Raw genomic sequence first — 24,563 nt, 5'->3', positions numbered from 1 at the left:
GGAAGAGACGAGGGTCATGCGGCCAGGCCGGCGATGCGCTTCGTCACTTCCTTGACCCAAGGCTCGGTGCGGTGAGGTGCGAAGCCGCAACGGACTTCCTGGAGGCATTCGATGCCGCGTTGGGAGTGGGTGCGCTGGTCGATCAGGAAGCTGTCGCTCCTGCGACCGCCAAGGGGGCCTCGTACTCATCAGACCTGAAGATCACTTCAACGCTGATGAGCGGCGGCCAGACCGGGCGCGACCCGGTCGGTGAGCAGGTCGGCGAAGTCGTGGAGCGTCTCGGCCGCCCGACCGTCGGTGGCGACGATCTCCCACCGACGTGGCACCGACGTCGTGTCAGGAAACGTCATTCGTCCGCCCCCCTAAGGCGAATGCCCAGGCACACGGCCCACACCATCTTGCCGACACCGTCCCGGTCGCTCACTCCCCAGGCCCCGCCGGTCAGGGCGTCGACCAGGTCGAGGCCGCGCCCAGACTCCGCGTCCGCCGACGCCCGGACGCGCTCAGGCTTGCCCGAGCCGGCGTCGTGCACCTCGATCCGTACCGACAGGAGGGCGGGCGGCCACGCTCTCTCCACAAGGGGACGGCATCCGGCCGGAGCTGACGGCACGACAGAAGACATCACACGCCCCTCCGGTAACCGAACAGGTGGCGGCTAGGGTTCTGCACGTCAGCGCTCCTTCGCAGCGTCGGCCATGCCCCGGGGCCGCGAGCACGGCCGCCGGGGTCCTAAGAGCCAGACTTACGAAGCGCCGAGTGCGCCAACAGTGACGCAGCGTCCCACTTTGGCGACGCTAATCAGCGACGCCCAGGAACTCGGCCAACGGCCGCAGCCCCGCGGGGTGATTGGGGAGCGCCCACAGGTCGCGCACGATGGCGACGGCCAACGTGTGGTGCTGCATCCAGGTCGGCGCGACGCGGCGCAACGATTCCAGCGTCTTGACGGCTCCGGGCGCGTCCCCCATGTCCGAGTGCGCTCGGGCGACGTCGAGGAGGAGCCACGTTCGCCATGAGGGAGGCGTGTCCTTGGACAGGCGCATGCCCTTGGCCAGGGTCAGAGCGTCGGCGGCGTGCCCGTACTGGACTGCCAGGCGGACCCGTTCGATGCGAACCGACGACGGGCTGAAGACGCTGATCATGCGATTGTCGCTGCCATCGGGCAGCTTGGAGACCCGCGCGGCCTCCGCCTCGGCCGTTTCCATCATCGCCGCCGCCCGGTCGTAGTCGCCGCTTCTCGCGGCGGACGTGGCGGCGCTCATGGTGAGTCCGCCCCACACCTTGAGCCCGTCGGCCGTGGCGGTGTGCTCGGCCTTCTTCATGGCGTCGGCGGCACCGAGCGCGATGCCCAGTGCGTCCTCCAGGCGGCCCTGCCGTTGGTAGGTCCACGCCATCGAGTTGACGATCATCGGCACGAGCAGCGGATCGCAGGACTGCTCGGCAGCCCCTATGGCACGTTCCAGACTCGTCAACGCCAAGTCCGTCTTGCCCATCCGGACGGCGACGTGTCCGCCGAGTTGCAGTGCCTTGCCAAGCGCCGCGAACCCAGCCGCACGGTCGTCGTCCCCGCCGGAGACCGAGGCGGAACGGGCCTGCGAGATCAGGGCCGGGAGCGCCTCCATCACGGCGTCGAATTCCGCTGCGTGATATCACGTCCACCGAGACGTTCGAACGCTCCGCCAACTCCTCCTGCGTGAGATCGGCCAAGCGACGCAACCGCCGCAGCGTACCCCCCAGATCTTCCTTCGCCACGCCATCACGGTACGCCCTGGCTCGTCCTCGACCTGTGCGTCCTGAACATGGCAAGTGCCATAGCGGAGAAGGCCGAACGTAAGGCACGGGAGGTCGGCGGCCCCGGGGCGGGCCGCGGCCGCATGTGTACTAAATGTGTCCCGCACGCCAGCGGCCCCCTCGCCCGGACCGGGCAAGGGGGCCGCTGAACTGCGGGAACGCTGTGGAGCCTAGGAGATTCGAACTCCTGACATCTGCCTTGCAAAGGCAGCGCTCTACCAACTGAGCTAAGGCCCCGCTACGGGAGACAGCGTACCGGTTCCGGGGGCGGGGGCCGAACGGGTATGGGGGTGGGTCCGTAGGATGGGTTTGCTGGATTCGCGGGAGCAAATTGGGAGCGCGTATGGATGCGTCGGCGCAGGACTCGGCACGTCGCGCGCAGGAGGCGAGGGAGTTGCAGCGGGGGTGGTACGGGGAGCCGTTGGGGGATCTGTTCAGGCGGCTGCTGGCGGACCTGGGGCTGAACCAGGCGCGGCTGGCGGCGGTGCTGGGGCTGTCGGCTCCGATGCTGTCGCAGCTCATGAGCGGGCAGCGGGCGAAGATCGGGAATCCGGCGGTGGTGCAGCGGTTGCAGGCGTTGCAGGAGCTGGCGTGGCAGGTGGCGGAGGGCCGGACGGGGGCGATCGAGGCCGCGGCGCGGATGGACGAGATCCGGGAGCTGGCCGGGTCGTCGGTGCTGGGCGGGACGACGACGCACTCGGCGGCCGGGGAGCTCCCGGCGGCGCCCGCGCGGCAGGTGGTGCGGGGCATCCAGGACGTGCTGCGGTCGGTCGCGTCCGCGCAGGAGATCGAGCGGGCGGCGCACTCCCTCGCGCCCGCCCACCCGCAACTGGCAGAGTTCCTTCGTGTGTACGGCGCCGGGCGGACCGGTGAGGCGGTCGCGCACTACGAGGCGCATCAGGACTGAGGGGAGGGGCGCGCACCATGGGTGAGGTCTTCGCGGGCCGGTACGAACTGGTGGACCCGATCGGCCGCGGCGGCGTGGGCGCGGTCTGGCGCTCGTGGGACCGCCGCAGGCGCCGCTACGTGGCCGCCAAGGTCCTCCAGCAGAGCGACGCGCACGCGCTGCTGCGTTTCGTCCGCGAACAGGCGATGCGGATCGACCACCCCCATGTGCTGGCCCCGGCGAGCTGGGCGGCCGACGACGACAAGGTGCTGTTCACCATGGACCTGGTGCACGGCGGCTCGCTGTCGCACCTGATCGGCGACTACGGGCCGCTGCCGCCGCACTATGTGTGCGTGCTGCTCGACCAGTTGCTGTCCGGGCTGACCGCCGTGCACGCCGAGGGCGTCGTCCACCGCGACATCAAGCCCGCGAACATCCTGCTGGAGGCGACCGGCACCGGCACCCCGCACCTGCGCCTGTCGGACTTCGGCATCGCCATGCGCAAGGGCGAGCCGCGGCTGACCGAGACGGACTACGTGGTCGGCACGCCCGGCTACTTCGCGCCGGAGCAGATGCTCGGCGCCGAGCCCGACGTCCCCGCCGACCTCTACGCGGTGGGCCTGGTCGCGCTCTATCTGCTGGGCGGGCAGAAGCCGGACGCGCAGGCGATCTCGGAGCGCTTCCTGACGATGGGCATGCCGCCCGCGCCCGTGGGGGTGCCGGAGCCGCTGTGGCAGGTCATCGGCGCGCTGCTGCAACCCGACCCGCGGGCCAGATTCCGTACGGCCAACGGCGCGCGCAAGGCGCTGGCCGCCGCCGTGGAGCTGATCGGGGAACCGGCCGCGGGCGACGAACCGGTGGAGGTCTTCGACCAGATCGGCCCGCTGCCCGAGGGCTTCGGCCCGGACGGCCCGCTGCCCGCCAAGTCCTCGCAGTCCGCGGAACGCGCGAGGCACGCGGGGCCCGCGGAACCGGAACCCGCCGCGCCCGCCGCCCCGGCCGTCCCGGAACCGGCCCGCGCCCTCACCACCGGCTTCCCCCTCGCCACCCCGCAGACGGCCACCCCGCAGACAGCCGCCCCGCAGACGACCGCCCCGCAGGCAGTCGCCCCGCAGACAACGGCCCCCGCCCCCGTACAGCCGGTCACCCACACCAGGACCCGCGCGGAGCCGTACACCCCCGCCCAGCCGCTCCCCCCGGCCGCGCCCATCGCCCGTACGGCCCCGACGCGCCCGCTGCCCGACCCGGCGGCCACCGGCCCGGCCGCCGCGGACCCCGCGGCCGGTCACAGCGCCGGTACGGTCTCGGCCCGCCTCCCGGTCCGCGCGCCCACGCCGGGCCCTTCGGCCAAGGTGGTCGTGCCGGTCCTCGTCGTCGCCGTCCTGTGCTTCGTCGTCGGCATCCTGGCCCTGCTGGCCTCCTAGAGCCGCCGTGCCTCCGCGCGGAAACGGGTAACAGCCGCCCTCCAGGAGAGCGACTGTTACCGGCACCCGTACAAGAACCCGTCCGAGAGCCCGTACGAGAGCCCGTACAAGACACCCGCTACCAGGCAGGCGGCGGCCCGTACCCCGGCTGCGGCGGCACCGCGTCCGCCGTCCGCGCCGCCCGTCGCCGCGCGGCGACGAACCACACCACGAGCGTGAGCAGCAGCACCGTCCCGGCGCCCATGGCGCCGAAGGCGAGGAAGCGCAGTCCCGAACTGCCGGACGACCCGGACGACCCGGTGCCCGAGCCGTTCGCCGCCGAGACGTCGTGCGCGCTGACGCCGATGCCGGCCGCGCCCGGATCACCGTCGTACGCGGGCGCGGGCAGCGCCTCGCCCTTGACGTCCACCCGCAGGGTGACCGGCACCGCGCCCGTCACCGCCTTGGCGACATCGGGGTGCACGGTGACCGCGAAGTAGTACCAGCCCGCGTACCGCACCCGCACCACATCGGTGGCGCTGCCCGCCCTGTTGGCGTACGACACCGGCGCCAGCCGCTCGTTCAGCGAGGTCGGCGCGCCGGAGTAGGAGTGGTCGACGGAGTCGATCAGCTCGCGGACCGGGCTGTACGCCGTCAGCCGCACGCCCTGGCCGATGTACGTGGCGCTGTCGCCGTTGGCCGGCGCGCTGGAGAAGTCCGAGAAGACGGTGGCCTGCTGGCCCCAGTCGACCGGGACCTTGTAGAAGCGCGTCTCGCCCGGCAGCACCTTGTCCTTCCAGATGCCGGTCTTGACGGCCGCCGCCGTCTCGAAGCTGGGGCCGCCGCGGGCCTGTCGCGGCGTGCCCGCGGTCAGCGGGGTCGGCGACGCGGAGCCGAAGTTCGGCGCGGGCTGCGCCGTCGTCCCGGCCTTCAGCGCGGGTTCGAGGACGAAGCGCAGCTCCAGCGGCCACGCGCCGGGGTCGGACGTCCCCGCGCTCGTCCGGTGCACCGACAGCGTGTACTGGTTGGCCTCCTGGCAGGACGTGCCGACGCCCGCCAGCCGCGCGACCGCCGAGCCGATCGGCCGGGTCGCGTCGTCGTCACGGAAGTTGGCGTCCCGGCTGTCGCAGGTGGTGCCGTCCGCGCTCTGGAGTTCAAGCTCCAGCCCGTCGTTGTACGCCACCCGCGAGCCGGTCGGCGGCAGCGCGAAGGCCGAGGCGTACGCCGAGGACGTGGCGTCGAGCGTGATCCCGTACATCCGGGTCTCGTTCGGCTTGATCATGTCCCGGTACGTGGTCGCGGCCTTCAACGGCGGCGCGTCCGCCGTGGTCTGCGCCCCCGAGACGGCGGTGCCCTCCGGCTTCCAGGTGGCCGGGGCCTCGGTCGGGACCCCCGTGGAACCGGCCGAGGACGACCCCGACGCGGAGGACGGGGGCGCGGACGGTGACGCCGTGTCGGCCGCCGCCTGCCCCTGGAGCGCGGCGAGCGCGAGCACGCCCGCCGCCGCGGTGAACGTCAGTTGGCGCTTCATGCCCCACCCCTGTAGTCGTCGCCGGACTGAGTGCCCGGTTGAGTGCCGGACTGTGTGCCCGGCTGTGGGCCCGGTTGAGTGCCGGTCTGTGTGCTCGTGTGTGTGCCGGTCCGAGTGCCCGTCTGAGGGCCGACCAGCGTGTCGGCCTGCGCACGGAACCGCTGACGGGCCCCGGCGCGGCGGATCAGCGCCGCCACCCCGACCCCGGCCAGCGCCACGGCGCCGCCCGTCCCCGCCGCGAGCAGGTCCTTGCCCGTGACCGAGCCGATGCCGGACCCCGCGGCGGAGCCCGTACCGTCACCGTCACCGTCACCGTCACCGTCACCGTCACCCGCGGCCCGGCCCTTCGTACCGCCGTCGGCGCCGCTCGCGCCGTTCCGGTCGCCGCCCTGCCGGGCCAGCTTCGGCGCCTGGTACTCGGGGCCCGCCAGCTCGTCGCCGGTGACCGCGACCCGCAGGATGACGCCGACAGCGGCGTTCTTGGCCAACTGCGCCGCGTTCGGGCCGAGTCCGACCGCGATCCAGTAGTCGCCCGCGCTGTGCACGGTGTCGGCCGGGTCGCCGACCGTCCAGCGGTTGGTCCAGGTCACCGGGACCGTACCGAGGCCGACCGACAGCGGCTTGCCGAAGTACGAGCGCTCGCCGCGGGCGTCGGAGGCGCTCTCGATCGGGAGCCTGCCGGGCGCGAAGGCCGAGGTGGTGACGAAGGTGGACGCGTGGGACGAGGAGTCGTCCAGGACCGGCTCGTTGGCGAATTCCGCCGCGTAGGTGAGCTGCTGGCCCCAGCCGAGGTGGACCTTGTAGTAGCGGGTCTGGCCGGGCAGCAGGTGGTCCCGCCAGACGCCGGTGCCGACCCGTGCGGCGTCGTTGAAGCCGGTGCCGCCGACGAGGTCCTTGGGCGTGCCGGTGACGGGCGCGGGCGCGGTCCCGTAGTCGGTCCGCGCGGCGGCCGGTGTGGTGCCCGCGGGCAGCGGCGCCTCGGCGTCCAGCCGCAGTTCGACCGGCCAGCGGCTCCGGTCGGAGGCGGGCGCGCTCGTCCGGTGCACCGACAGCAGGTAGCGGCCCGCCTTGTCGCAGTCGTCCTTGTGGTCGGCGGACGGCACCCGGCTGACCGCGCCGGTCAGCGTCATCGCGCCCTCGTTCTGCCCGAAGTGCGCGGACTGCGTGTCGCAGGAGTAGGCGTACTTGCCCGTCCCCGTGAGCTTCAGCTCCAGGCCGTCGCCGTAGGTGACCGGCACGCCCGGCTGCGGGGCCGCGGTGACCGACGCGTCGGCGGTCGAGACGCCGTCCAGCGTGGCGGCGTACCAGCGCGTCTCGCCGGGGCCGATGGTGTCGAGGTACTGACCGGTGCTGATCGAGGCGGCGTGCTCCGCCGAGTCGCCGCCGGTGATCCGGGTGCCCTCGAAGCGGTACGCGTCCGCGCTCAGTTGGGAGGCGCGCACGAGCTGGCGGGCGAGCGAGGCGGCGTCCGGCGCGTCGTAGTACGAGCCGTGCCCGGCGCGGGCGACGCACTCCAGCTCGTCGCGGGCCGCGCCCTTGACCTGGAAGCCGACCGTGTTGATCCGCAGGTCGATGCCGTCCTTGCCGTCGCCCGCGAGCCGCGCGGCCACGTCGCACGGCTTGGGCGCCCCGCAGTTGGACTCGCCGTCCGAGATCAGCAGGATCGTGCGCCGCCCGTCGGCGGGCAGGTCGTCGGCCGCCTTGGTGAGCGCGAGCGCCGTCGGGGTGTCCCCCTTGGGCTGTACGGCGTCCACCGCGCGCTTAACCGCGTCCCGGTCGAGCGGGGTGACCGGCTTGGCGAGCGAGGTGTCGTCGCAGCCGTGCGGCTTGCCCGCGCCGTAGACCCGCAGTCCGGTCGGGTAGCCGTCCGGCAGCGAATCCACGACGGAGCCGACGGCCTTGCGGGCCGAGGCGATCCGGGTGCTGCCCGAGCCGTCGGGGCCCGCCATCGAGCCGGAGGAGTCCAGCACCATGATCAGGCTGCCGTCCTGGCCGGCGGCCGGGGCGGCGGGTGCGGCCGGGGCCGCGGCGGCGGTTCCCGCGCCGGTCAGCACGGCCGCGCAGGCCAGGAGCAGCGCCCCGAGCAGCGCGGCGGTGGCGGCTGCCCGCCCCGGTGGTGGTCGTCGTTCCATGCCGTCACATCCCCCTCGCTCCACTTCATTTGCAAGAGCAAACCTAAGGATTTGCTCAGGCAAACTCAAGCGGTTCCTGTCACGGTCCCGCAACAGCCGAGCCGGGCTCGCCCACACGCCCCGGCAGCGGCCAAGTCCCCTGACCCGCCCCCACGGCCCCCGGAAACAGCGAAGCCCCGGCGGCACTCACCCATGAGTGCGGCCGGGGCCCGAAGACAGTACGTACGGTTCACACGGTCGTGCTGGATCCCGCCGGAACCGTGTCGGTGGCTTCGGTCCACAGGTCCTGCTCGGCGCGGTCCGCCTGAATCTGTCGGTATACGAACAGTCCGGCGACGGCGGCCAGGGCGACCAGGAGAAACTTCTTCATCGCGTGACCTCCTCCTTGATTCCGTGGGGAGAGCTTCTGACGCGCCCGACTATACACAGCGGCCGATACCGAACGGTGACCTGTGCGGCCTTTCGTTCTACCCTCAACAGCGCGGCCTCACACCCCCCGTACACACCGAAGGCCCCCAACCGACTTGCGGTTGGGGGCCTTCACGCGGTGGGGCTACCAGGACTTGAACCTGGGGCCTCTTCCTTATCAGGGAAGCGCTCTAACCGTCTGAGCTATAGCCCCGCGCTGCACCGAAAGATTAGCGCACCCTGGGCCATGTCCCAAAATCGGTATCCGCCGCCCCGACCTGCCGCCCTGACGGACGGCTACTCGTCCTCCGCCAGCGTCAGCTCGACACCGCCGACGAAGCCCGCCGAGAGGTTGTAGACGAAGGCGCCGAGCGTGGCCAGCGCGGTGGCCAGGATGACGTCGATCACGGCGATCACACAGGTGATGACCATCACCCGGGAGAGCGACAGGAACGACACCAGGTCGAAGCCGCCGCTGCCGCCCTGCTCGGACGTGGTGGCCTCGCTGATGGTGTCGCCGACGGTGCTGAAGACGCCGATCGCGTCCAGCACCATCCACAGCACCGCCACGGCGATGATCGTGCAGATGCCCAGTGCGATGGAGAGCAGGAAGCTCACCTTCATCACCGACCAGGGATCGGCCTTGGCGATCCGCAGCCGCGCCTTGCGGGTGCGCGGCACCGACCGGGCCGCGGGACGCGGCCTGCGCACCCCCGCGGCGGCGGGCGAACCCGGCGTCGGCGGAGGTGTGGCGGGTGCCGGCGGCGCGTACGCCTGCGCCGGCTGGTGCGGCGGCGGCTGACGCGTGTCAGTCACGGTGTATCCCCCCTCTTGCGGGCCGTTGAGGTTGGCCGAGCCATGGGCACCCCCGGTCCTGCCCGCCCCACCTGCGGCGCCCGTGGCTCCACTCACGGCTTACTCCTCCGCTTCACCGGTCTCGGGCTCCAGGCCCGCGACCGCTCCGTCGTCCTCACCGGCTTCGGCCACGATGGCCGACTCCGGGTCGTCGTCCGCTTCGGCGTTCCGCGCGATGCCGACGACGGCGTCCCGCTTACCGAGGTTGATCAGTTGGACGCCCATGGTGTCACGGCCCGTCTCCCTGACCCCGTTGACCCGCGTACGGATCACCCCACCGCTGAGCGTGATGGCCAGGATCTCATCGGTCTCCTCGACAACCAAAGCGCCGACCAGAGAACCGCGGTCCTCCACGATCTTCGCCGCCTTGATACCGAGTCCGCCGCGCCCCTGGACCCGGTACTCGTCCACCGATGTGCGCTTCGCGTACCCGCCGTCCGTGGCGGTGAACACGAACGTACCGGGCCGGACGACATTCATCGAGAGGAGTTCGTCACCTGGACGGAAACTCATGCCCTTCACGCCCGAGGTGGCGCGGCCCATCGGGCGCAGCGCGTCGTCGGTGGCGGTGAAGCGGATGCACTGCGCCTTACGGCTGACGAGCAGCAGATCGTCCTCCGCGGAGACCAGCTCGGCGCCGATCAGCTCGTCGGAGGTGCCGAGCACCGCGCCCTCGCCGTCCGCGTCGCCGTCCACCGCGCCGGACTCGCGCAGATTGATCGCGATGACACCGCCCGCGCGCGGCGAGTCGTAGTCCTTCAGCGCGGTCTTCTTCACCAGTCCGGCCTTGGTGGCCAGCACCAGGTACGGCGCCGCGTTGTAGTCCTTGATCGCCAGGATCTGGGCGATCCGCTCGTCCGGCTGGAAGGCCAGCAGATTCGCCACGTGCTGGCCGCGCGCGTCCCGCCCGGCGTCCGGCAGCTCGTACGCCTTGGCCCGGTAGACCCGGCCCTTGTTGGTGAAGAACAGCAGCCACTGGTGGGTGGTGGTCACGAAGAAGTGGTCGACGATGTCGTCCTGCTTCAGCTTCGCGCCGCGTACGCCCTTGCCGCCGCGCTTCTGCGACCGGTAGTCCTCGGTCTTGGTGCGCTTGACGTAGCCGCCACGGGTGATCGTGACGACGATGTCCTCCTCGGCGATCAGGTCCTCCATGGACATGTCGCCGTCGAAGGGCACCAGCTTGCTGCGCCGGTCGTCGCCGAACTTGTCGACGATGGCCTGGAGTTCCTCGCTGATGATCTGCCGCTGCTTCTCCGGCGAGGCGAGGATCGCGTTGTACTCGTTGATCTTCTGCTGCAACTCGTCGTGCTCGGCGATGATCTTCTGCCGCTCCAGGGCGGCCAGCCGGCGGAGCTGCATCTCCAGGATCGCGTTGGCCTGGATCTCGTCGATCTGGAGCAGGCCCATCAGGCCCTCGCGCGCGACCTCGACGGTGTCGCTGCGCCGGATCAGCGCGATGACCTCGTCGATCGCGTCCAGCGCCTTGAGCAGACCGCGCAGGATGTGGGCGCGCTCCTCGGCCTTGCGCAGCCGGAAGCGGGTCCGCCGCACGATGACCTCGACCTGGTGGTTCACCCAGTTGCGGATGAACGCGTCCAGCGACAGGGTGCGCGGCACGCCGTCGACCAGCGCCAGCATGTTGGCGCCGAAGTTGGACTGGAGGTCGGTGTGCTTGTACAGGTTGTTCAGCACGACCTTGGCGACCGCGTCCCGCTTGAGGACGATGACCAGCCGCTGGCCGGTGCGCGACGAGGTCTCGTCACGGACGTCGGCGATGCCGCCGATCTTGCCGTCCTTCACCAGGTCGGCGATCTTCTGCGCCAGATTGTCCGGGTTGGTCTGGTACGGCAGCTCGGTGACGACCAGGCACTGCCGGTTCTGGATCTCCTCGACCTCGACGATCGCGCGCATCGTGATCGAGCCGCGGCCCGTACGGTAGGCGTCCTCGATGCCCTTGCGGCCGACGACCAGGGCGCCGGTCGGGAAGTCCGGGCCCTTGATCCGCTCCATGAGGGCGTCGAGCAGCTCCTCGGGCGTGGCGTCCGGGTTGGCCAGACACCACTGGGCGCCGTCGGCGACCTCGCGCAGATTGTGCGGCGGGATGTTCGTCGCCATGCCCACCGCGATGCCCGCGGAACCGTTGATCAGCAGGTTCGGGAAGCGCGCCGGGAGGACCGTCGGCTCCTGGTTGCGGCCGTCGTAGTTGTCCTGGAGGTCGACGGTCTCCTCGTCGATGTCCCTGACCATCTCCATGGACAGCGGCATCATCTTGCACTCGGTGTACCGCATCGCGGCGGCCGGGTCGTTGCCCGGGGAACCGAAGTTGCCGTTGGAGTCCACCAGCGGCATCCGCATCGACCACGGCTGCGCGAGACGGACCAGCGCGTCGTAGATCGAGGAGTCACCGTGCGGGTGGTAGGTGCCCATCACGTCGCCGACGACGCGCGCGCACTTGTAGAAGCCCTTCTCGGGCCGGTAGCCGCCGTCGTACATCGCGTACAGCACGCGGCGGTGCACCGGCTTGAGGCCGTCCCGCACGTCCGGCAGCGCGCGCGAGACGATGACGGACATCGCGTAGTCGAGATAGCTGCGCTGCATCTCGGTCTCGAGCCCGACGGGCTCGATGCGCAGGCCACCCGACTCGTTGCGCTCGTCCATCTCGGACGGGGGTACGTCGGGCACGGGGGGAACGTTGGAGGTGTCGTCGGCCATCGCTGTCGATTAGTCCTTTCACACGGCCAGTGGGGGCCGACTCAGATGTCCAGGAACCGGACGTCCTTGGCGTTGCGCTGGATGAAGGAGCGGCGGGCTTCCACGTCCTCGCCCATCAGCACCGAGAACAGGTCGTCGGCCTGGGCCGCGTCGTCGAGCGTGACCTTGCCGAGCACCCGGTGGTCGATGTCCATCGTGGTGACCCGCAGCTCCTCGGCGTTCATCTCGCCCAGACCCTTGAAGCGCTGGATCGAGTCCTCGCGGATGCGCTTGCCGGCCTGCTTGCCGATCTCCACCAGCGCGTCCCGCTCACGGTCGGAGTACGCGTACTCGAAGTCGTCCCGGCCCCACTTGATCTTGTACAGCGGCGGGCGGGAGAGGTAGACGTGCCCAGCCTCGACCAGCGGCCGCATGAAGCGGAACAGGAAGGTCAGCAGCAGGGTGTTGATGTGCTGGCCGTCGACATCGGCGTCCGCCATCAGGATGATCTTGTGATAGCGGAGCTTGGAGATGTCGAAGTCCTCGTGCACACCGGTGCCGAAGGCCGAGATCAGGGCCTGGATCTCGGTGTTCTGGAGGATCTTGTCGATCCTCGCCTTCTCCACGTTGAGGATCTTGCCGCGGATCGGGAGGATCGCCTGGTACTGCGGGTTGCGGCCGGACTTCGCGGAGCCGCCGGCCGAGTCGCCCTCGACGATGAAGATCTCGCACTTCGTCGGGTCGTTGGACTGGCAGTCGCTCAGCTTGCCGGGCAGCGACGCGGACTCCAGCAGCCCCTTGCGGCGGGTCAGGTCCCGCGCCTTGCGGGCCGCGACCCGGGCGGTGGCCGCCTGGATCGACTTGCGGATGATGTCCGCGGCCTCGTTGGGGTTGCGGTCCAGCCAGTCGGTCAGGTGCTCGTGCACGACCTTCTGGACGAACGTCTTCGCCTCGGTGTTGCCCAGCTTCGTCTTCGTCTGGCCCTCGAACTGCGGCTCGCCGAGCTTGACGGAGATGATCGCGGTCAGACCCTCGCGGATGTCCTCGCCCGCCAGGTTGTCGTCCTTCTCCCGGAGGAACTTCTTCTCGCGCGCGTAGCGGTTGACCAGGCCGGTCATCGCCGCGCGGAAGCCCTCCTCGTGCGTGCCGCCCTCGTGCGTGTGGATCGTGTTCGCGAAGCTGTACACACCCTCGCTGTACTGGGTGTTCCACTGCATGGCGACCTCGACCGACAGCAGCCGCTCCTTGTCCTCCGCCTCGATGTCGATGACGGTGGGGTGGATCAGCTCGCCCTTGCGCGAGTTCAGGTACTTCACGTAGTCCACGAGGCCGCCCTCGTAGTGGTACGTGACGGTGAGCGGCTTGCCCTCCTCGTCCACGTGGTCGGCGCGCTCGTCGGTCAGCGAGATCCGCAGGCCCTTGTTGAGGAACGCCATCTCCTGGAAGCGCCGCGACAGCGTCTCGAAGGAGTAGTCGGTGGTCTCGAAGATGTCCGCGTCTGCCCAGAAGGTGACCGTGGTGCCGGTCTCGTCGACCGCCTCGTTCTTCAGCAGCGGCGCCGTCGGCACACCCAGCTTGTAGTCCTGCGTCCAGCGGTGGCCCTCGGTGCGCACCTCGACCGCGACCCGGGAGGACAGCGCGTTGACCACGGAGACGCCGACGCCGTGCAGACCGCCGGAGACCGCGTAACCGCCGCCGCCGAACTTGCCGCCCGCGTGCAGCACCGTCAGCACGACCTCGACGGCCGGCTTGCCCTCGGAGGGGACGATGCCCACCGGGATGCCGCGGCCGTTGTCCACGACGCGCACGCCGCCGTCTTCGAGGATGGTGACGTCGATGGTGTCCGCGTGACCGGCCATCGCCTCGTCGACCGAGTTGTCGACGACCTCCTGGACGAGGTGGTGCAGGCCCCGCTCACCGGTCGAACCGATGTACATACCGGGGCGCTTGCGCACCGCTTCGAGACCCTCGAGCACGGTGATCGCGCTGGCGTCGTAGGACTTGCTGGAATTCTCGTTGGGGTTGCCGGAATCGGCCACGAAGCGCCCTTTCTGGCACAGCACGAGCCGTCTCCCGCGGGGCGGGATCGGCTGCGTCTTCGACATGTTCCGCTGGTGTCCCCCTGTCTGCTGCCAGGGGAGGGCGGTCTGCCTATCAGTCTACCGGTAGCGCCGACATGAATGGGGCTTTGGCGGTACCTGAGTTCCCATGTGCCGTCCCGAACCGCCGCCGCCCGACTCCCTACACGCGGCCCTGGTGCCAAAACCGCTCACACGGGCGTCCAGGGCTTCCGGCTGTCAACCCCCGGCTACGCTGAGCAGGGTCGGCGCGAAGTCGCTACGGACGCCGTACGAACGCGCTCCCCGCCGTACGCGCACCGGCGCGTTCTCAGCCGTACGTGTCGCCGGGGCCGACACTGCCGGGGGCGCGCAGCCGTCCGTACGAGCGGGCCGGGCCCGCGGGGCCGAGCACCTTGATCAGCTTCACCGTGCCGTGGCCGAGATCCGCGTTGAGCCGGGCCACCAGGGTCGGGGCCAGCAGCCGGAGCTGGGTCGCCCAGGCGGTCGAGTCGCACTGGACGGTCAGGACCGAGTCCTCCTCGTCGTACCGCGCGGGCGCGCAGTGCAGCGCCACCTCGGGGCCGACGAGCTGCGGCCAGCGGCCCATCACCCCGCCCACCGCGGCCGGGGCCTCCCAGCCGCGCTCGGTGATCAGCCGGTTGATCGCGGCGCCCAGCGGCAGCGGGTCGCGGCCGTCGGCGCGCGCGCCGCTGCGCAGCCCGCCGCGCCTGGCCTGCTTCTTCTGCACGGCCGCCGCGCCACGGGCCCTGGCCTGCTCCTTCGCGGCGCGCAGCGCGACCCGCGCGAGGTCGACGCCGGTCTGCTCGGGGAGCGTGCCGGACGGTGTACCCGCGGGCGCTGCCGGAGCGGTGTCGGCCGTGCCGTCCGCCGGGAGTGCCGTGCCGCCCGCGCCCCTGGCCCGCTTCGCGCCGCGCTCGCTCATACCCGCTCCACCGTCCCCTGCTCCACCGCGAACCGGGCCCCCACCAGGACACCCGGCACATCGTCGTCCACCGCCGCCGTCACCAGCACCTGCTCGCCGGGCGCGACCAGCTCCGCCAGCCGCTCGCGCCGCTTGGTGTCCAGCTCGGCGAAGACGTCGTCCAGCACCAGCACCGGCTCGCCGCCGTCGGAGCACAGCAGTTCGTACGACGCCAGGCGCAGCGCGAGCGCGTACGACCAGGACTCGCCGTGGCTGGCGTAGCCCTTGGCGGGCATCGGGCCGAGCTTGAGCAGCAGGTCGTCGCGGTGCGGCCCGACCAGCGTCACCCCGCGCTCGATCTCCTGCCTGCGCGCCTCGCCCAGTGCCTCCAGCAGCCGCCCGTACAGGTCCTCGCGGCCCTCGGCCCCGGCCATCCTCTCGCCCATCGAGCCCCGGTACTCGAAGCCGACCGGGCCGCCGCCGGGGGCGAGCTGTTCGTACGCCTTGTCGGCCAGCGGCTGGAGCGCGGCCACCAGGTCCAGGCGCTGCGCGAGCAGTTCGGCGCCGACCCGCGCCAGATGCTGGTCCCACACGTCGAGGGTGGACAGATCGCCGCCCTTGCCGCCGTGCCTGCGGGCCATCGCGGCGGACTTCAGCAAGGTGTTGCGCTGCTTGAGCACCCGGTCGTAGTCGCTGCGGACCCCGGCCAGGCGCGGGGTGCGGGCGGTGATCAGCTCGTCGAGGAAGCGGCGGCGCTCGGTCGGGTCGCCCTTGACCAGCGCCAGGTCCTCCGGCGCGAAGAGCACGCTGCGGACGATGCCCAGCAGGTCGCGCGGGCGGCCGGGCGCCGAGCGGTTGATCCGGGCGCGGTTGGCCCGCCCCGGATTGATCTCCAGCTCCACGAGCTGCTGCCGGTCGCCCTGCACGACCTGGGCCCGGACGACCGCGCGCTCGGCGCCCATCCGGACCAGCGGCGCGTCGGTGGAGACCCGGTGGCTGGACAGCGCCGCCAGATAGCCGACGGCCTCGACCAGATTGGTCTTGCCCTGCCCGTTGGGCCCCACGAAAGCGGTGACGCCCGGGTCGAGGGGGACCTCGGCCCGGGCGTAGGAACGGAAGTCGGCGAGCGAAAGGTGCGCTACGTGCATCGCGTGCTGTGGCGCGGGACCGCGCCGACCTCCCTGCTGTCTGGCTTTCGTACTACTCGGCGGCGGTGACCGCGTGCCCGCCGAATTCGTTGCGGAGCGCGGCGATCATCTTCATCTGCGGCGAGTCGTCCTGGCGGGACGAGAACCGGGCGAACAGCGACGCGGTGATGGCGGGCAGCGGCACGGCGTTGTCGATGGCGGCCTCGACCGTCCACCGGCCCTCGCCGGAGTCGTCCGCGTGGCCGCGCAGGGCGCCCAGGTGCTCGTCCTTGTCGAGCGCGTCCACGGCCAGGTCGAGCAGCCAGGAGCGGATGACCGTACCGGACTTCCAGGAGCGGAAGACCTCGCGGACGTCGGTGACCGAGTCCACCGCCTCCAGCAGCTCCCAGCCTTCGGCGTAGGCCTGCATCATCGCGTACTCGATGCCGTTGTGGACCATCTTGGCGAAGTGGCCCGCGCCGACCTTGCCCGCGTGCACGGCGCCGGCGTCGCCCTCGGGCTTGAGCGCGTCGAAGATGGGCTGCGCCTTGGCGACGTCCTCGTCCTTGCCGCCGTACATCAGCGCGTAGCCGTTGGCCAGGCCCCAGACACCGCCGGAAACGCCGCAGTCGACGAAGCCGATGCCCTTGGCCGCCAGCTCGTCGGCGTGCCGCTCGTCGTCCGTCCAGCGGGAGTTGCCGCCGTCCACGACGAGGTCGCCGGGGGAGAGCAGTTCGCCCAGCTCGTCGATGGTCGACTGGGTGGCCGCGCCCGCGGGGACCATGACCCACACCACGCGCGGTCCCTTGAGGGAGTCCACAAGCTCCTGGAGGCTGTGGACGTCGGCGAGATCCGGGTTCCGGTCGTACCCGATGACGGTGTGCCCGCCGCGGCGGATGCGCTCGCGCATGTTGCCGCCCATCTTGCCGAGACCGATGAGACCGAGCTCCATCGCAGATCCTTCGTTCGAAGCGTGTCTGACCTGAGCCGAGCCTACGACGGCCCGCTGTGACCGGCTCAGCCGGACGGTGTGTCCGGCGGGCGGGGGCGGCCCCGGCGGCCGTCAGCCGGCCGCCGACAGCCGTCAGCCGGACAGCCGGACCGGCATGATCAGGTACTTGTACGCGTCGTCCGCCTCGGCGTCGAGCGCGGGACGGCCGCTGAGCAGCGCGGGCTTGGTCGAGGTCGTGAAGGAGAGCTGGGCGACGGCGGAGTCGATCGCGCTGAGGCCGTCGAGCAGGAAGGTCGGGTTGAAGGCGATCGAGATGTCGTCGCCCTCCAGCTTGGCGTCGACGCGCTCCACAGCCTGTGCGTCGTCGCTGGAACCGGCCTCCAGGGTGAGCACGCCCTGCTCGAAGCTGAGCCGCACCGGGGTGTTGCGCTCGGCGACCAGGGCCACGCGCTTGACGGCCTCGACGAACGGCGCGGTCTCGATCACCGCGACCGAGGCGAACTCGGTCGGGAAGAGCGTGCGGTACTTCGGCAGGTCGCCTTCGAGCAGCCGGGTCGTCGTACGGCGGCCGGCGCCCTCGAAGCCGATCAGGCCCTCACCGGCGCCGGATCCGGCGAGCGCGATGGAGACGGTGTCTCCGCTGGTGAGCGACTTGGCGGTGTCCAGCAGCGTCTTGGCGGGCACCAGGGCGACGGCGGAGATGTCGGCCTGCTCGGGCTTCCACAGGAACTCGCGGACCGCGAAGCGGTAGCGGTCGGTGGCGGCGAGCGTGACGGTGTCGCCCTCGATCTCGATCCGCACACCGGTGAGCACCGGGAGCGTGTCGTCGCGGCCCGCGGCGATGGCGACCTGGGAGGCGGCGGCGGCGAAGATCTCGCCGGGCACCGTCCCCGAGGCGTCGGGCATCGCGGGCAGCGCCGGGTACTCCTCCACAGGCAGGGTGTGGAGTGTGAACCGCGAGCTGCCGCAGACCACGGTCACGCGGATTCCGTCGGTGGAGATCTCCACCGGGCGGTTGGGCAGGGCCCGCGAGATGTCGGCGAGCAGCCGCCCCGAGACCAGGACCGTGCCCTCCTCCTCGACCTCGGCCTCCACCGACACCCGTGCCGAGACCTCGTAGTCGAAGCCGGAGAGGCTGAGCTTGCCCTCCTCCGCCTTCAGCAGGAGCCCGGCGAGGACGGGCACCGGGGGACGGGCCGGGAGGCTACGGGCTGCCCAAGCCACTGCCTCGGCGAGTACGTCGCGCTCCACCCGGATCTTCACCGGAACCGCCTCCTGCTTGTTGCTGGCTGTCGGGGAACAGTCTGACGCACAGCACCGACAGTCGGTGCGGGTTGGCGTCAAGCCGCGACACGAGCCGCAGGGCGGGTCCGGGCCGAGTTGTGCACACCCCCCGCTTCGAAGCAGGTTCCCATCTATCTCTACGTAGTCGTAGTAATAGGGGTTGTGGATACCGTGGATAAGTGGTTCCGGTGCAGGTCAGACCCTGTTTTTTATCCACCGGGCCTGTGGGTGGGGCATGGGGACAACCAGGGGGTCCTGTGGACGGCCGGAAGTTGTGCACACCCGATTCACAGGTGACCCCGGGTTCTCCCCAGCGCTGTCCCCAGAAATACCCAGGTTCTCCCCAGGCCAACCCACCACCTTGGTGTGACGCCTTTCACTCTTCCGTGGGACCAGGCGCGTTTCGTTGCCGAACAGTGGACAGAGATGTGGAGAAACGATCCCATGCTGTGCACAACGAGCCCCAACCTGTGGGCGAGCGGTGGACAACGCGAAGTGACCCCCAAGAGGTGTCCTTTCTGTCCACAGTCTGTGGATTCGAGTTGCCCACATATCCACACCCGGCTGAGCTGGGCGTACCGCCGTTGCGGCGCCCGGCCTGTGGAGACTTTCTGGACAACTCCGGTGTCCCCAGGGTGTGGACGGTCCATTTGCCACAGTCCTGTGGAGAACTGCCCCTCGGCGCACGGGAATCGAACAGGGCGCGGCGCGGCGGACAACGCGAAGCGCCCCGGGAGAGGTCTCCCGGGGCGCTCGGAGGGGCTGTGCGCGGCGCTTCTCCGCGCGCGGCTCAGCTCTTGATGCGGTTGGTCAGCTCCGTCACCTGGTTGTAGATGGAGCGCCGCTCGGCCATCAGGGAGCGGATCTTCCGGTCGGCGTGCATGACCGTGGTGTGGTCGCGGCCGCCGAAGAGCGCGCCGATCTTCGGCAGCGACAGGTCCGTCAGCTCGCGGCACAGGTACATGGCGATCTGCCGGGCGGTGACCAGGACGCGGCTGCGCGAGGAGCCCGACAGGTCGTCCACGGCCAGCCCGAAGTACGCGGCGGTCTCGGCCATGATGGCCGTCCCGCTGATCTCGGGCACCGAGTCCTCGCCGCCGGGGATCAGGTCCTTCAGCACGATCTCGGTGAGCTGGAGGTCGACCGGCTGCCGGTTGAGGCTGGCGAAGGCGGTGACCCGGATGAGCGCGCCCTCCAGCTCGCGGATGTTCCGCGAGATCCGGGACGCGATGAACTCCAGCACCTCGGGCGGGGCGTTGAGCTGCTCCTGCACCGCCTTCTTGCGCAGGATCGCGATCCGGGTCTCCAGCTCGGGCGGCTGGACGTCGGTGATCAGGCCCCACTCGAAGCGGTTGCGGAGCCGGTCCTCCAGGGTGACGAGCTGCTTGGGCGGCCGGTCGGAGGAGAGCACGATCTGCTTGTTGGCGTTGTGCAGGGTGTTGAAGGTGTGGAAGAACTCCTCCTGCGTCGACTCCTTGCTCGCCAGGAACTGGATGTCGTCGACGAGCAGGATGTCCATGTCCCGGTACCGCTTGCGGAACGCGTCCGCCTTGCCGTCCCGGATCGAGTTGATGAACTCGTTGGTGAACTCCTCGGAGCTGACGTACCGCACCCGCGTCCCCGGGTACAGGCTCCGCGCGTAGTGCCCGATCGCGTGCAGCAGGTGCGTCTTGCCGAGCCCCGACTCCCCGTAGATGAAGAGCGGGTTGTACGCCTTGGCCGGGGCCTCGGCGACGGCGACCGCGGCCGCGTGCGCGAAGCGGTTGGACGCGCCGATCACGAAGGTGTCGAAGAGGTACTTGGGATTCAGCCGGGCGGTCGGCTCGACGGCGCCGCCGGAGGAGGAGCCCGAATGGCCCGAGTGGTTCTGGCGGCCCGAGGGGTCGGAGTGCCCGGAAGGCCCCGAGGGCCCGTCGAGCCGGCCGCCCGACAGATTCGGCGACGCGTGCCGCCCGGTGGACTGCGGCTGCTGGTCCGGCCGGCCCTGGCCCTGCTGCCGGTCCTGCTGCTGGTAGCCGCCGGACTGCGGCGCGTAACCGCCCTGCGGGGACTGCGGGTACGCCTGGTGCGGTACGACCGGGTAGCCGTCGTGCGTGTCCTGTCGGTACCGGTGGCTCTGCTGCTCCGGGTACGGCTCGCGGTCCTGGAAGCCGCCGCTGTTCTGCGCGGGCAGGGTCCAACTGTCGGTACGCGGCTGCCGCCAGCCGTCGTCGCTCTGCCGCGGCGGCCACTCGTCGGGGCCCGCGTGCCTGCCCTGGCTCTGCTGCTCGGGGTAGGCGCGGCGCATCCGCATGCCGTCGTCCCCGAGGTCGCCGCCGTGCCGGTCGTCCCGCATGCCGTCGCGGTGGTCGTCGCGCAGCTCGTCCCTGTGGTCCGCGCGGTGCCCGTCGCGGCGGTCGTGCCGCTCGTGCTGCTGCTCGTACGGGTCCTGGTCGTGGTCGGCCGGGGCCGGCTCCTGGTCGCCGCCGGACGCGACGGCGATGGCGATCCCGACAGGGTGACCGAACTCACGGCTCAGCACCTCGGTGATCAGCGGCAGCAGCCGCCCCTCCAGGACGCTCTTGGCGAATTCGTTGGGCGCGGAGAGGACGGCGGTGCCCGCGACCAGGGCCAGCGGCTGGGTGCGCTTGAGCCACTCCGCGTCCTTGGGCTTCAGGTCCTCGCTGTCCACCAGCAGTTTCTGGAGTACGCGCGGCCACACTGCGGCAAGATCGGCGGTTACGTCAGCCACAGGGCACGCTCTCTCGTCGCTTAATGGTGCAAGTGCGGGCAACTCCCGCGAAAGTGTGGTCCTGAAGACAGGCGGGAAGAGTTGGGAGTTCAGCCACGGTAGTCAGGGGGTAGGCGCGGTTCAAGTCGTTGTCCACAGGGTGTGTACAAATGCCGGGCCCGCGACCGCCGGGTTTGACCGGATGGCCTAGCCGCGCGTACCGTATCGAGGTCGAGTTGTCGATGGCTGCTGCCGCCTGCCTACCGATGGGCGAGGGTCTTCCGGAAGTCCCCGGATGATCGTCAAGCGGTGCACCTGATCTGTTCCGCGAGATTCTTCGTGGGCGCACGGTGACAGCCAGGCGACGCCCCGCCGGACACGATTTTCCCTGGAGCCCCCGAGTGAGCAAGCGCACCTTCCAGCCGAACAACCGCCGTCGTGCGAAGACCCACGGCTTCCGTCTGCGTATGCGCACCCGCGCCGGCCGCGCGATTCTCGCGACCCGCCGCAGCAAGGGCCGCGCCCGACTGTCCGCCTGATCGTCACAGGTCTCATGCCGTGCTGCCCACCGAGAATCGGCTGAGGCGGCGCCAGGACTTCGGAGAAGCGGTTCGCCGAGGACGCCGAGCGGGTCGACCGCTGCTGGTGGTCCATCTGCGCAGCGACATCACGGACCCGCATGTGCCGGGGGGGAGCACTCCCCCGGTGCGTGCGGGTTTCGTCGTGAGCAAGGCGGTGGGTGGCTCGGTGCAGCGCAATCTGGTCAAGCGCCGACTGCGTCATCTGGTCCGCGAACGCCTGTCGCAGCTGCCCCCCGGTAGCCTGGTAGTCGTACGAGCGCTACCCGGAGCCGGTGGCGCTGACCATGCGGAGCTGGCCCACGACCTGGACGCCGCCCTCAAGCGGCTGCTGGGTCGCGACACCCGAGGCGAAGCCGAGGGGAGGGTGTCTCGATGAAGTACCCGCTGCTGGCACTGATCAAGCTGTACCAGTGGACGATCAGTCCGCTGCTCGGCCCGGTCTGCCGGTACTACCCCTCGTGCTCCCACTACGGGTTCACGGCCATCGACCGGCACGGCGCGATCAAGGGCACCGCCCTGACCGCGTGGCGCATCCTGCGCTGCAATCCCTGGTCGCCGGGCGGCGTGGACCATGTCCCGCCGCGCAAGCGGCCGCCATGGCACGATCGGCTGCGCCGCGCACTGCGGGGCGGCTCCGACGGGCCCGTCACGCCCGAGCCCACCGGACCCTCTCACGCCCAAGGAGCCTGATCGTGGGGATTCTGAACCCCCTCTACGACGCTGTCTCGTGGATCATCGTCCAGTTCCACTCGTTCTACAGCCTGATCTTCGACAAGGACAGCGGCTGGGCGTGGGGTCTGTCCATCGTCTCGCTGGTGGTCCTGATCCGGATCTGCCTGATCCCGCTGTTCGTCAAGCAGATCAAGTCGACCCGGAACATGCAGGCGCTCCAGCCCAAGATGAAGGCGATCCAGGAGCGCTACAAGAACGACAAGCAGCGCCAGTCCGAAGAGATGATGAAGCTGTACAAGGAGACGGGCACCAACCCGCTCTCCTCGTGCCTGCCGATCCTGGCGCAGTCCCCGTTCTTCTTCGCGCTGTACCACGTGCTGAGCAACATCGCGAAGGGCCACGAGGTCGGCGTGATCCACGCCAACCTGGTCGACAGCGCCAAGAACGCGCACATCTTCGGTGCCCCGCTGGCGGCGAAGTTCCTGGACAGCGCGGCCAAGGTCGAGTCGCTGGGCGCCACGCAGACCAATGTGCGCATCGTCACGGTGATCATGATCCTCATGATGTCGGCGTCGCAGTTCTACACGCAGCGCCAGCTCATGACGAAGAACGTCGACATGACGGTGAAGACCCCGTTCATGCAGCAGCAGAAGATGCTGATGTACGTCTTCCCGGTCATCTTCGCCGTCATGGGTATCAACTTCCCCGTCGGTGTCCTCGTCTACTGGCTGACCACCAACGTGTGGACCATGGGCCAGCAGATGTTCGTGATCCGGCGTAACCCCACCCCCGGCAGCCTCGCGTTCCAGCAGCGCCAGGAGCGGCTGCGCGCCAAGGGCAAGCTCGTCGAGCCCCCGGAGGAAGTGGCCGCCAAGGAGGCCGTGGAGGTCGCGCGCGCCAACCGCACCCAGCCCAAGCGGCAGCCGAAGTCCAAGCGCCAGACGACCCCCACGGGCACGGGCGCCGGCGGCGGCGCGGCGGGCGGCACCGGTGGCGGCGGCGCTCCCAGGGCGGGCGGTGGAGCCCCGCGGGCGGGCGCTCCCAAGGCCGGTGCCCCGAAGGCGAGCGGCGGCTCGGCAGGCACAGGCAGGACAGGCGGCGGTACGAAGCAGGGCGGCGCTCCGGGCAAGCAGGGCGGTTCGCCCGGCAAGCAGTCCGGTGGCAAGTCCAAGCCGACCAACCTGTCGAAGAAGAAGTAAGAGGAGCCCAGGCGTGAGCGACGTCAACACCACCACCGCACCCGACAACGGCTCGGCCGCGACCCTGAACCGGCTGGAGCAGGAGGGTGATATCGCCGCCGACTACCTGGAAGGTCTGCTGGACATCGCGGACCTCGACGGTGACATCGACATGGATGTCGAGGGCGAGCGCGCGTCGGTGTCGATCATCGGTGACACCGGCACCCGTGATCTGAACAAGCTGGTCGGCCGGGACGGCGAGGTGCTGGAAGCCCTCCAGGAGCTGACCCGGCTCGCGGTGCACCGGGAGACCGGTGAGCGCAGCAGGCTGATGCTGGACATCGCCGGGTTCCGGGCGCGCAAGCGGGCCGAGCTGGCGCAGCTCGGTGCGAAGGCGGCGGCGGAGGCCAAGGCCAGCGGTGAGCCGGTGAAGCTGGACCCGATGACGCCGTTCGAGCGCAAGGTCGTGCACGACGCCGTGGCCGCCGCGGGCCTGCGCAGCGAGTCCGAGGGCGAGGAGCCCCAGCGCCGGGTGGTCGTACTCCCGGTCTGACCGGACGCTGTGTGGTACTGCTCTGTCGGCCCCGTCTGTTCGCAGGCGGGGCCGAACCTTGTGAGTGACCTAGGAAAGGACAGCCCCCGTGACGGAGGCAGCAGCGGAGCTTCCCGCGCCGCCCGAGCAGGCCAGGACGGTCTTCGGTGACCGGTTCGCCGACGCCCTGCGCTATGCCGAGCTGCTCGCGGACGCCGGGGTGCGCCGCGGCCTGATCGGCCCGCGCGAGGTGCCCCGCCTGTGGGAGCGGCACCTGCTGAACTGCGCGGTGCTCTCCGAGGTCATCGACGAGGACGTGTCCGTGTGCGACGTCGGCTCGGGCGCCGGCCTGCCGGGTATCCCGCTGGCGCTGACCCGGCCCGATCTGCGGATCACGCTGCTGGAGCCGCTGCTGCGCAGGACCACCTTCCTCGAAGAGGTCGTCAAGGTGCTGGGGCTGAGCAATGTCACCGTGGTGCGTGGCCGGGCCGAGGAGATGATGGGCAAGCTGCCCCCGGTGGACGTGGTGACCGCGCGCGCCGTGGCGCCGCTGGAACGGCTCGCGGGCTGGGGCCTGCCGCTGCTGCGCCCGCACGGTGAGATGGCGGTCCTCAAGGGCGACACCGCGCTGGACGAGCTGAAGGCGGCCAGGGCCGCGCTCGACCGGCTGGGCGCGGTCGACACCTCCGTGGTCCAGGTCGGCGAGGGCATCGTGGACCCGCTCTCCACCGTCGTACGCGTCCTGGTCGGCGAGAGCCCCGGCGGGGTACGCGCCGCGACCCGGCGGGCGAAGGCCGCGCGCGCGAGCCGTAACCCGCGGGGCGGAGCTCCCCGCCGTCGCCGCTGAACCG

At 70.7% G+C, this 24,563-nt stretch carries 21 protein-coding genes, 2 tRNA genes and 1 pseudogene; 8 read left to right on the top strand and 16 right to left on the bottom strand.

Annotated features, from left to right (window positions below):
* Nucleotides 1-206: 206 nt before the first annotated feature.
* From ACIOC1_RS02775 to ACIOC1_RS02760, 4 genes and pseudogenes are all read right to left on the bottom strand, one after another.
* Complete coding sequence (locus ACIOC1_RS02775) at nt 207-350, bottom strand: hypothetical protein (RefSeq protein WP_391041996.1); 144 nt, start codon at nt 348-350, stop codon at nt 207-209.
* The gene (locus ACIOC1_RS02770) at nt 347-577 is read right to left on the bottom strand and encodes a hypothetical protein (protein WP_391041998.1); all 231 of its coding nucleotides are present in this window, start codon (nt 575-577) and stop codon (nt 347-349) included. Before ACIOC1_RS02770 ends, ACIOC1_RS02775 begins: the two co-directional genes overlap by 4 nt.
* A gap of 217 nt (nt 578-794) precedes the next feature.
* Nucleotides 795-1,749, bottom strand: a pseudogene (locus ACIOC1_RS02765) (transcriptional regulator).
* A gap of 203 nt (nt 1,750-1,952) precedes the next feature.
* Nucleotides 1,953-2,025, bottom strand: a tRNA-Ala gene (locus ACIOC1_RS02760).
* 106 nt (nt 2,026-2,131) lie between these two features.
* Here ACIOC1_RS02760 and ACIOC1_RS02755 point away from each other — a divergent pair.
* Complete coding sequence (locus ACIOC1_RS02755) at nt 2,132-2,695, top strand: DNA-binding protein (protein WP_355336678.1); 564 nt, start codon at nt 2,132-2,134, stop codon at nt 2,693-2,695.
* A gap of 17 nt (nt 2,696-2,712) precedes the next feature.
* On the top strand, nt 2,713-4,098 hold the full coding sequence (locus tag ACIOC1_RS02750; protein ID WP_401851341.1) for a serine/threonine-protein kinase: 1,386 nt from the start codon (nt 2,713-2,715) through the stop codon (nt 4,096-4,098).
* A gap of 118 nt (nt 4,099-4,216) precedes the next feature.
* Here the strand turns inward: ACIOC1_RS02750 and ACIOC1_RS02745 are convergent, their stop codons facing one another.
* The 12 genes from ACIOC1_RS02745 to dnaA form a co-directional block, all read right to left on the bottom strand.
* Nucleotides 4,217-5,608: a hypothetical protein gene (locus tag ACIOC1_RS02745; protein WP_401305471.1), complete on the bottom strand. Its 1,392-nt coding sequence runs from the start codon at nt 5,606-5,608 to the stop codon at nt 4,217-4,219.
* Entirely contained in the window at nt 5,605-7,740 is a 2,136-nt protein-coding gene (locus ACIOC1_RS02740) for a VWA domain-containing protein (RefSeq protein ID WP_401851339.1), read from the bottom strand. Before ACIOC1_RS02740 ends, ACIOC1_RS02745 begins: the two co-directional genes overlap by 4 nt.
* Nucleotides 7,741-7,969: 229 nt before the next feature.
* Nucleotides 7,970-8,110 (bottom strand): DLW-39 family protein, encoded by a 141-nt coding sequence (locus ACIOC1_RS02735; RefSeq protein WP_223187219.1) that lies wholly within the window; start codon nt 8,108-8,110, stop codon nt 7,970-7,972.
* A 178-nt stretch (nt 8,111-8,288) separates the two neighbouring features.
* Nucleotides 8,289-8,362: transfer RNA gene (locus ACIOC1_RS02730), tRNA-Ile, on the bottom strand.
* Between the two features lie 83 nt (nt 8,363-8,445).
* Nucleotides 8,446-9,060, bottom strand: a complete 615-nt coding sequence (locus tag ACIOC1_RS02725) for a DUF3566 domain-containing protein (RefSeq protein ID WP_391042007.1) — start codon at nt 9,058-9,060, stop codon at nt 8,446-8,448.
* 3 nt (nt 9,061-9,063) lie between these two features.
* A complete protein-coding gene (gene gyrA, locus ACIOC1_RS02720) occupies nt 9,064-11,715 on the bottom strand; it encodes a DNA gyrase subunit A (protein ID WP_391042009.1) in 2,652 nt (883 codons plus the stop codon).
* Nucleotides 11,716-11,756: 41 nt separating this feature from the next.
* The gene (gene gyrB / locus ACIOC1_RS02715) at nt 11,757-13,757 is read right to left on the bottom strand and encodes a DNA topoisomerase (ATP-hydrolyzing) subunit B (protein WP_355336774.1); all 2,001 of its coding nucleotides are present in this window, start codon (nt 13,755-13,757) and stop codon (nt 11,757-11,759) included.
* A gap of 325 nt (nt 13,758-14,082) precedes the next feature.
* Nucleotides 14,083-14,697, bottom strand: a complete 615-nt coding sequence (locus tag ACIOC1_RS02710) for a DciA family protein (RefSeq protein WP_355336673.1) — start codon at nt 14,695-14,697, stop codon at nt 14,083-14,085.
* Entirely contained in the window at nt 14,694-15,824 is a 1,131-nt protein-coding gene (gene recF, locus ACIOC1_RS02705; RefSeq protein WP_355336672.1) for a DNA replication/repair protein RecF, read from the bottom strand. The genes ACIOC1_RS02710 and recF overlap by 4 nt, the downstream gene beginning before the upstream one ends.
* Nucleotides 15,825-15,876: 52 nt before the next feature.
* Nucleotides 15,877-16,824 (bottom strand): phosphogluconate dehydrogenase (NAD(+)-dependent, decarboxylating), encoded by a 948-nt coding sequence (gene gnd, locus ACIOC1_RS02700; RefSeq protein WP_355336773.1) that lies wholly within the window; start codon nt 16,822-16,824, stop codon nt 15,877-15,879.
* Nucleotides 16,825-16,887: 63 nt separating this feature from the next.
* Nucleotides 16,888-18,018, bottom strand: coding sequence for a DNA polymerase III subunit beta (dnaN, locus tag ACIOC1_RS02695; protein ID WP_355336671.1), 1,131 nt, complete (start codon nt 18,016-18,018; stop codon nt 16,888-16,890).
* An 811-nt stretch (nt 18,019-18,829) separates the two neighbouring features.
* Nucleotides 18,830-20,770 (bottom strand): chromosomal replication initiator protein DnaA, encoded by a 1,941-nt coding sequence (gene dnaA / locus ACIOC1_RS02690; protein WP_401851336.1) that lies wholly within the window; start codon nt 20,768-20,770, stop codon nt 18,830-18,832.
* 380 nt (nt 20,771-21,150) lie between these two features.
* On the opposite strand from dnaA, the gene rpmH reads away from it, so the two are divergent.
* The 6 genes from rpmH (at nt 21,151) to rsmG (ending at nt 24,559) form a co-directional block, all read left to right on the top strand.
* On the top strand, nt 21,151-21,288 hold the full coding sequence (gene rpmH / locus ACIOC1_RS02685; protein WP_003975051.1) for a 50S ribosomal protein L34: 138 nt from the start codon (nt 21,151-21,153) through the stop codon (nt 21,286-21,288).
* Between the two features lie 19 nt (nt 21,289-21,307).
* On the top strand, nt 21,308-21,706 hold the full coding sequence (gene rnpA / locus ACIOC1_RS02680; protein WP_355336669.1) for a ribonuclease P protein component: 399 nt from the start codon (nt 21,308-21,310) through the stop codon (nt 21,704-21,706).
* Nucleotides 21,703-22,020, top strand: a complete 318-nt coding sequence (yidD, locus tag ACIOC1_RS02675) for a membrane protein insertion efficiency factor YidD (protein WP_188282916.1) — start codon at nt 21,703-21,705, stop codon at nt 22,018-22,020. Before rnpA ends, yidD begins: the two co-directional genes overlap by 4 nt.
* On the top strand, nt 22,020-23,201 hold the full coding sequence (gene yidC, locus ACIOC1_RS02670; protein ID WP_355336772.1) for a membrane protein insertase YidC: 1,182 nt from the start codon (nt 22,020-22,022) through the stop codon (nt 23,199-23,201). Before yidD ends, yidC begins: the two co-directional genes overlap by 1 nt.
* Before the next feature lie 13 nt (nt 23,202-23,214).
* Nucleotides 23,215-23,733, top strand: a complete 519-nt coding sequence (locus ACIOC1_RS02665; protein WP_355336668.1) for a R3H domain-containing nucleic acid-binding protein — start codon at nt 23,215-23,217, stop codon at nt 23,731-23,733.
* Between the two features lie 88 nt (nt 23,734-23,821).
* Nucleotides 23,822-24,559, top strand: coding sequence for a 16S rRNA (guanine(527)-N(7))-methyltransferase RsmG (gene rsmG / locus ACIOC1_RS02660; RefSeq protein ID WP_355336667.1), 738 nt, complete (start codon nt 23,822-23,824; stop codon nt 24,557-24,559).
* Nucleotides 24,560-24,563: the final 4 nt, after the last annotated feature.

The organism is Streptomyces sp. NPDC088197 (assembly GCF_044741185.1).
Lineage (GTDB): Bacteria > Actinomycetota > Actinomycetes > Streptomycetales > Streptomycetaceae > Actinacidiphila.
Note: the sequence above shows the minus strand (reverse complement) of the source record. Positions and strands in the feature narration are given on the sequence as shown.

Bases quoted from the DNA above. Each gene is read 5' to 3' on its own strand.
- gyrA (WP_391042009.1), bottom strand. From the start codon at position 11,715: ATGGCCGACGACACCTCCAACGTTCCCCCCGTGCCCGACGTACCCCCG.
- yidD (WP_188282916.1), top strand. From the start codon at position 21,703: ATGAAGTACCCGCTGCTGGCACTGATCAAGCTGTACCAGTGGACGATC.
- ACIOC1_RS02755 (WP_355336678.1), top strand. From the start codon at position 2,132: ATGGATGCGTCGGCGCAGGACTCGGCACGTCGCGCGCAGGAGGCGAGG.
- ACIOC1_RS02775 (WP_391041996.1), bottom strand. From the start codon at position 350: ATGACGTTTCCTGACACGACGTCGGTGCCACGTCGGTGGGAGATCGTC.
- ACIOC1_RS02735 (WP_223187219.1), bottom strand. From the start codon at position 8,110: ATGAAGAAGTTTCTCCTGGTCGCCCTGGCCGCCGTCGCCGGACTGTTC.
- ACIOC1_RS02745 (WP_401305471.1), bottom strand. From the start codon at position 5,608: ATGAAGCGCCAACTGACGTTCACCGCGGCGGCGGGCGTGCTCGCGCTC.
- recF (WP_355336672.1), bottom strand. From the start codon at position 15,824: ATGCACGTAGCGCACCTTTCGCTCGCCGACTTCCGTTCCTACGCCCGG.
- ACIOC1_RS02740 (WP_401851339.1), bottom strand. From the start codon at position 7,740: ATGGAACGACGACCACCACCGGGGCGGGCAGCCGCCACCGCCGCGCTG.
- ACIOC1_RS02710 (WP_355336673.1), bottom strand. From the start codon at position 14,697: ATGAGCGAGCGCGGCGCGAAGCGGGCCAGGGGCGCGGGCGGCACGGCA.
- ACIOC1_RS02750 (WP_401851341.1), top strand. From the start codon at position 2,713: ATGGGTGAGGTCTTCGCGGGCCGGTACGAACTGGTGGACCCGATCGGC.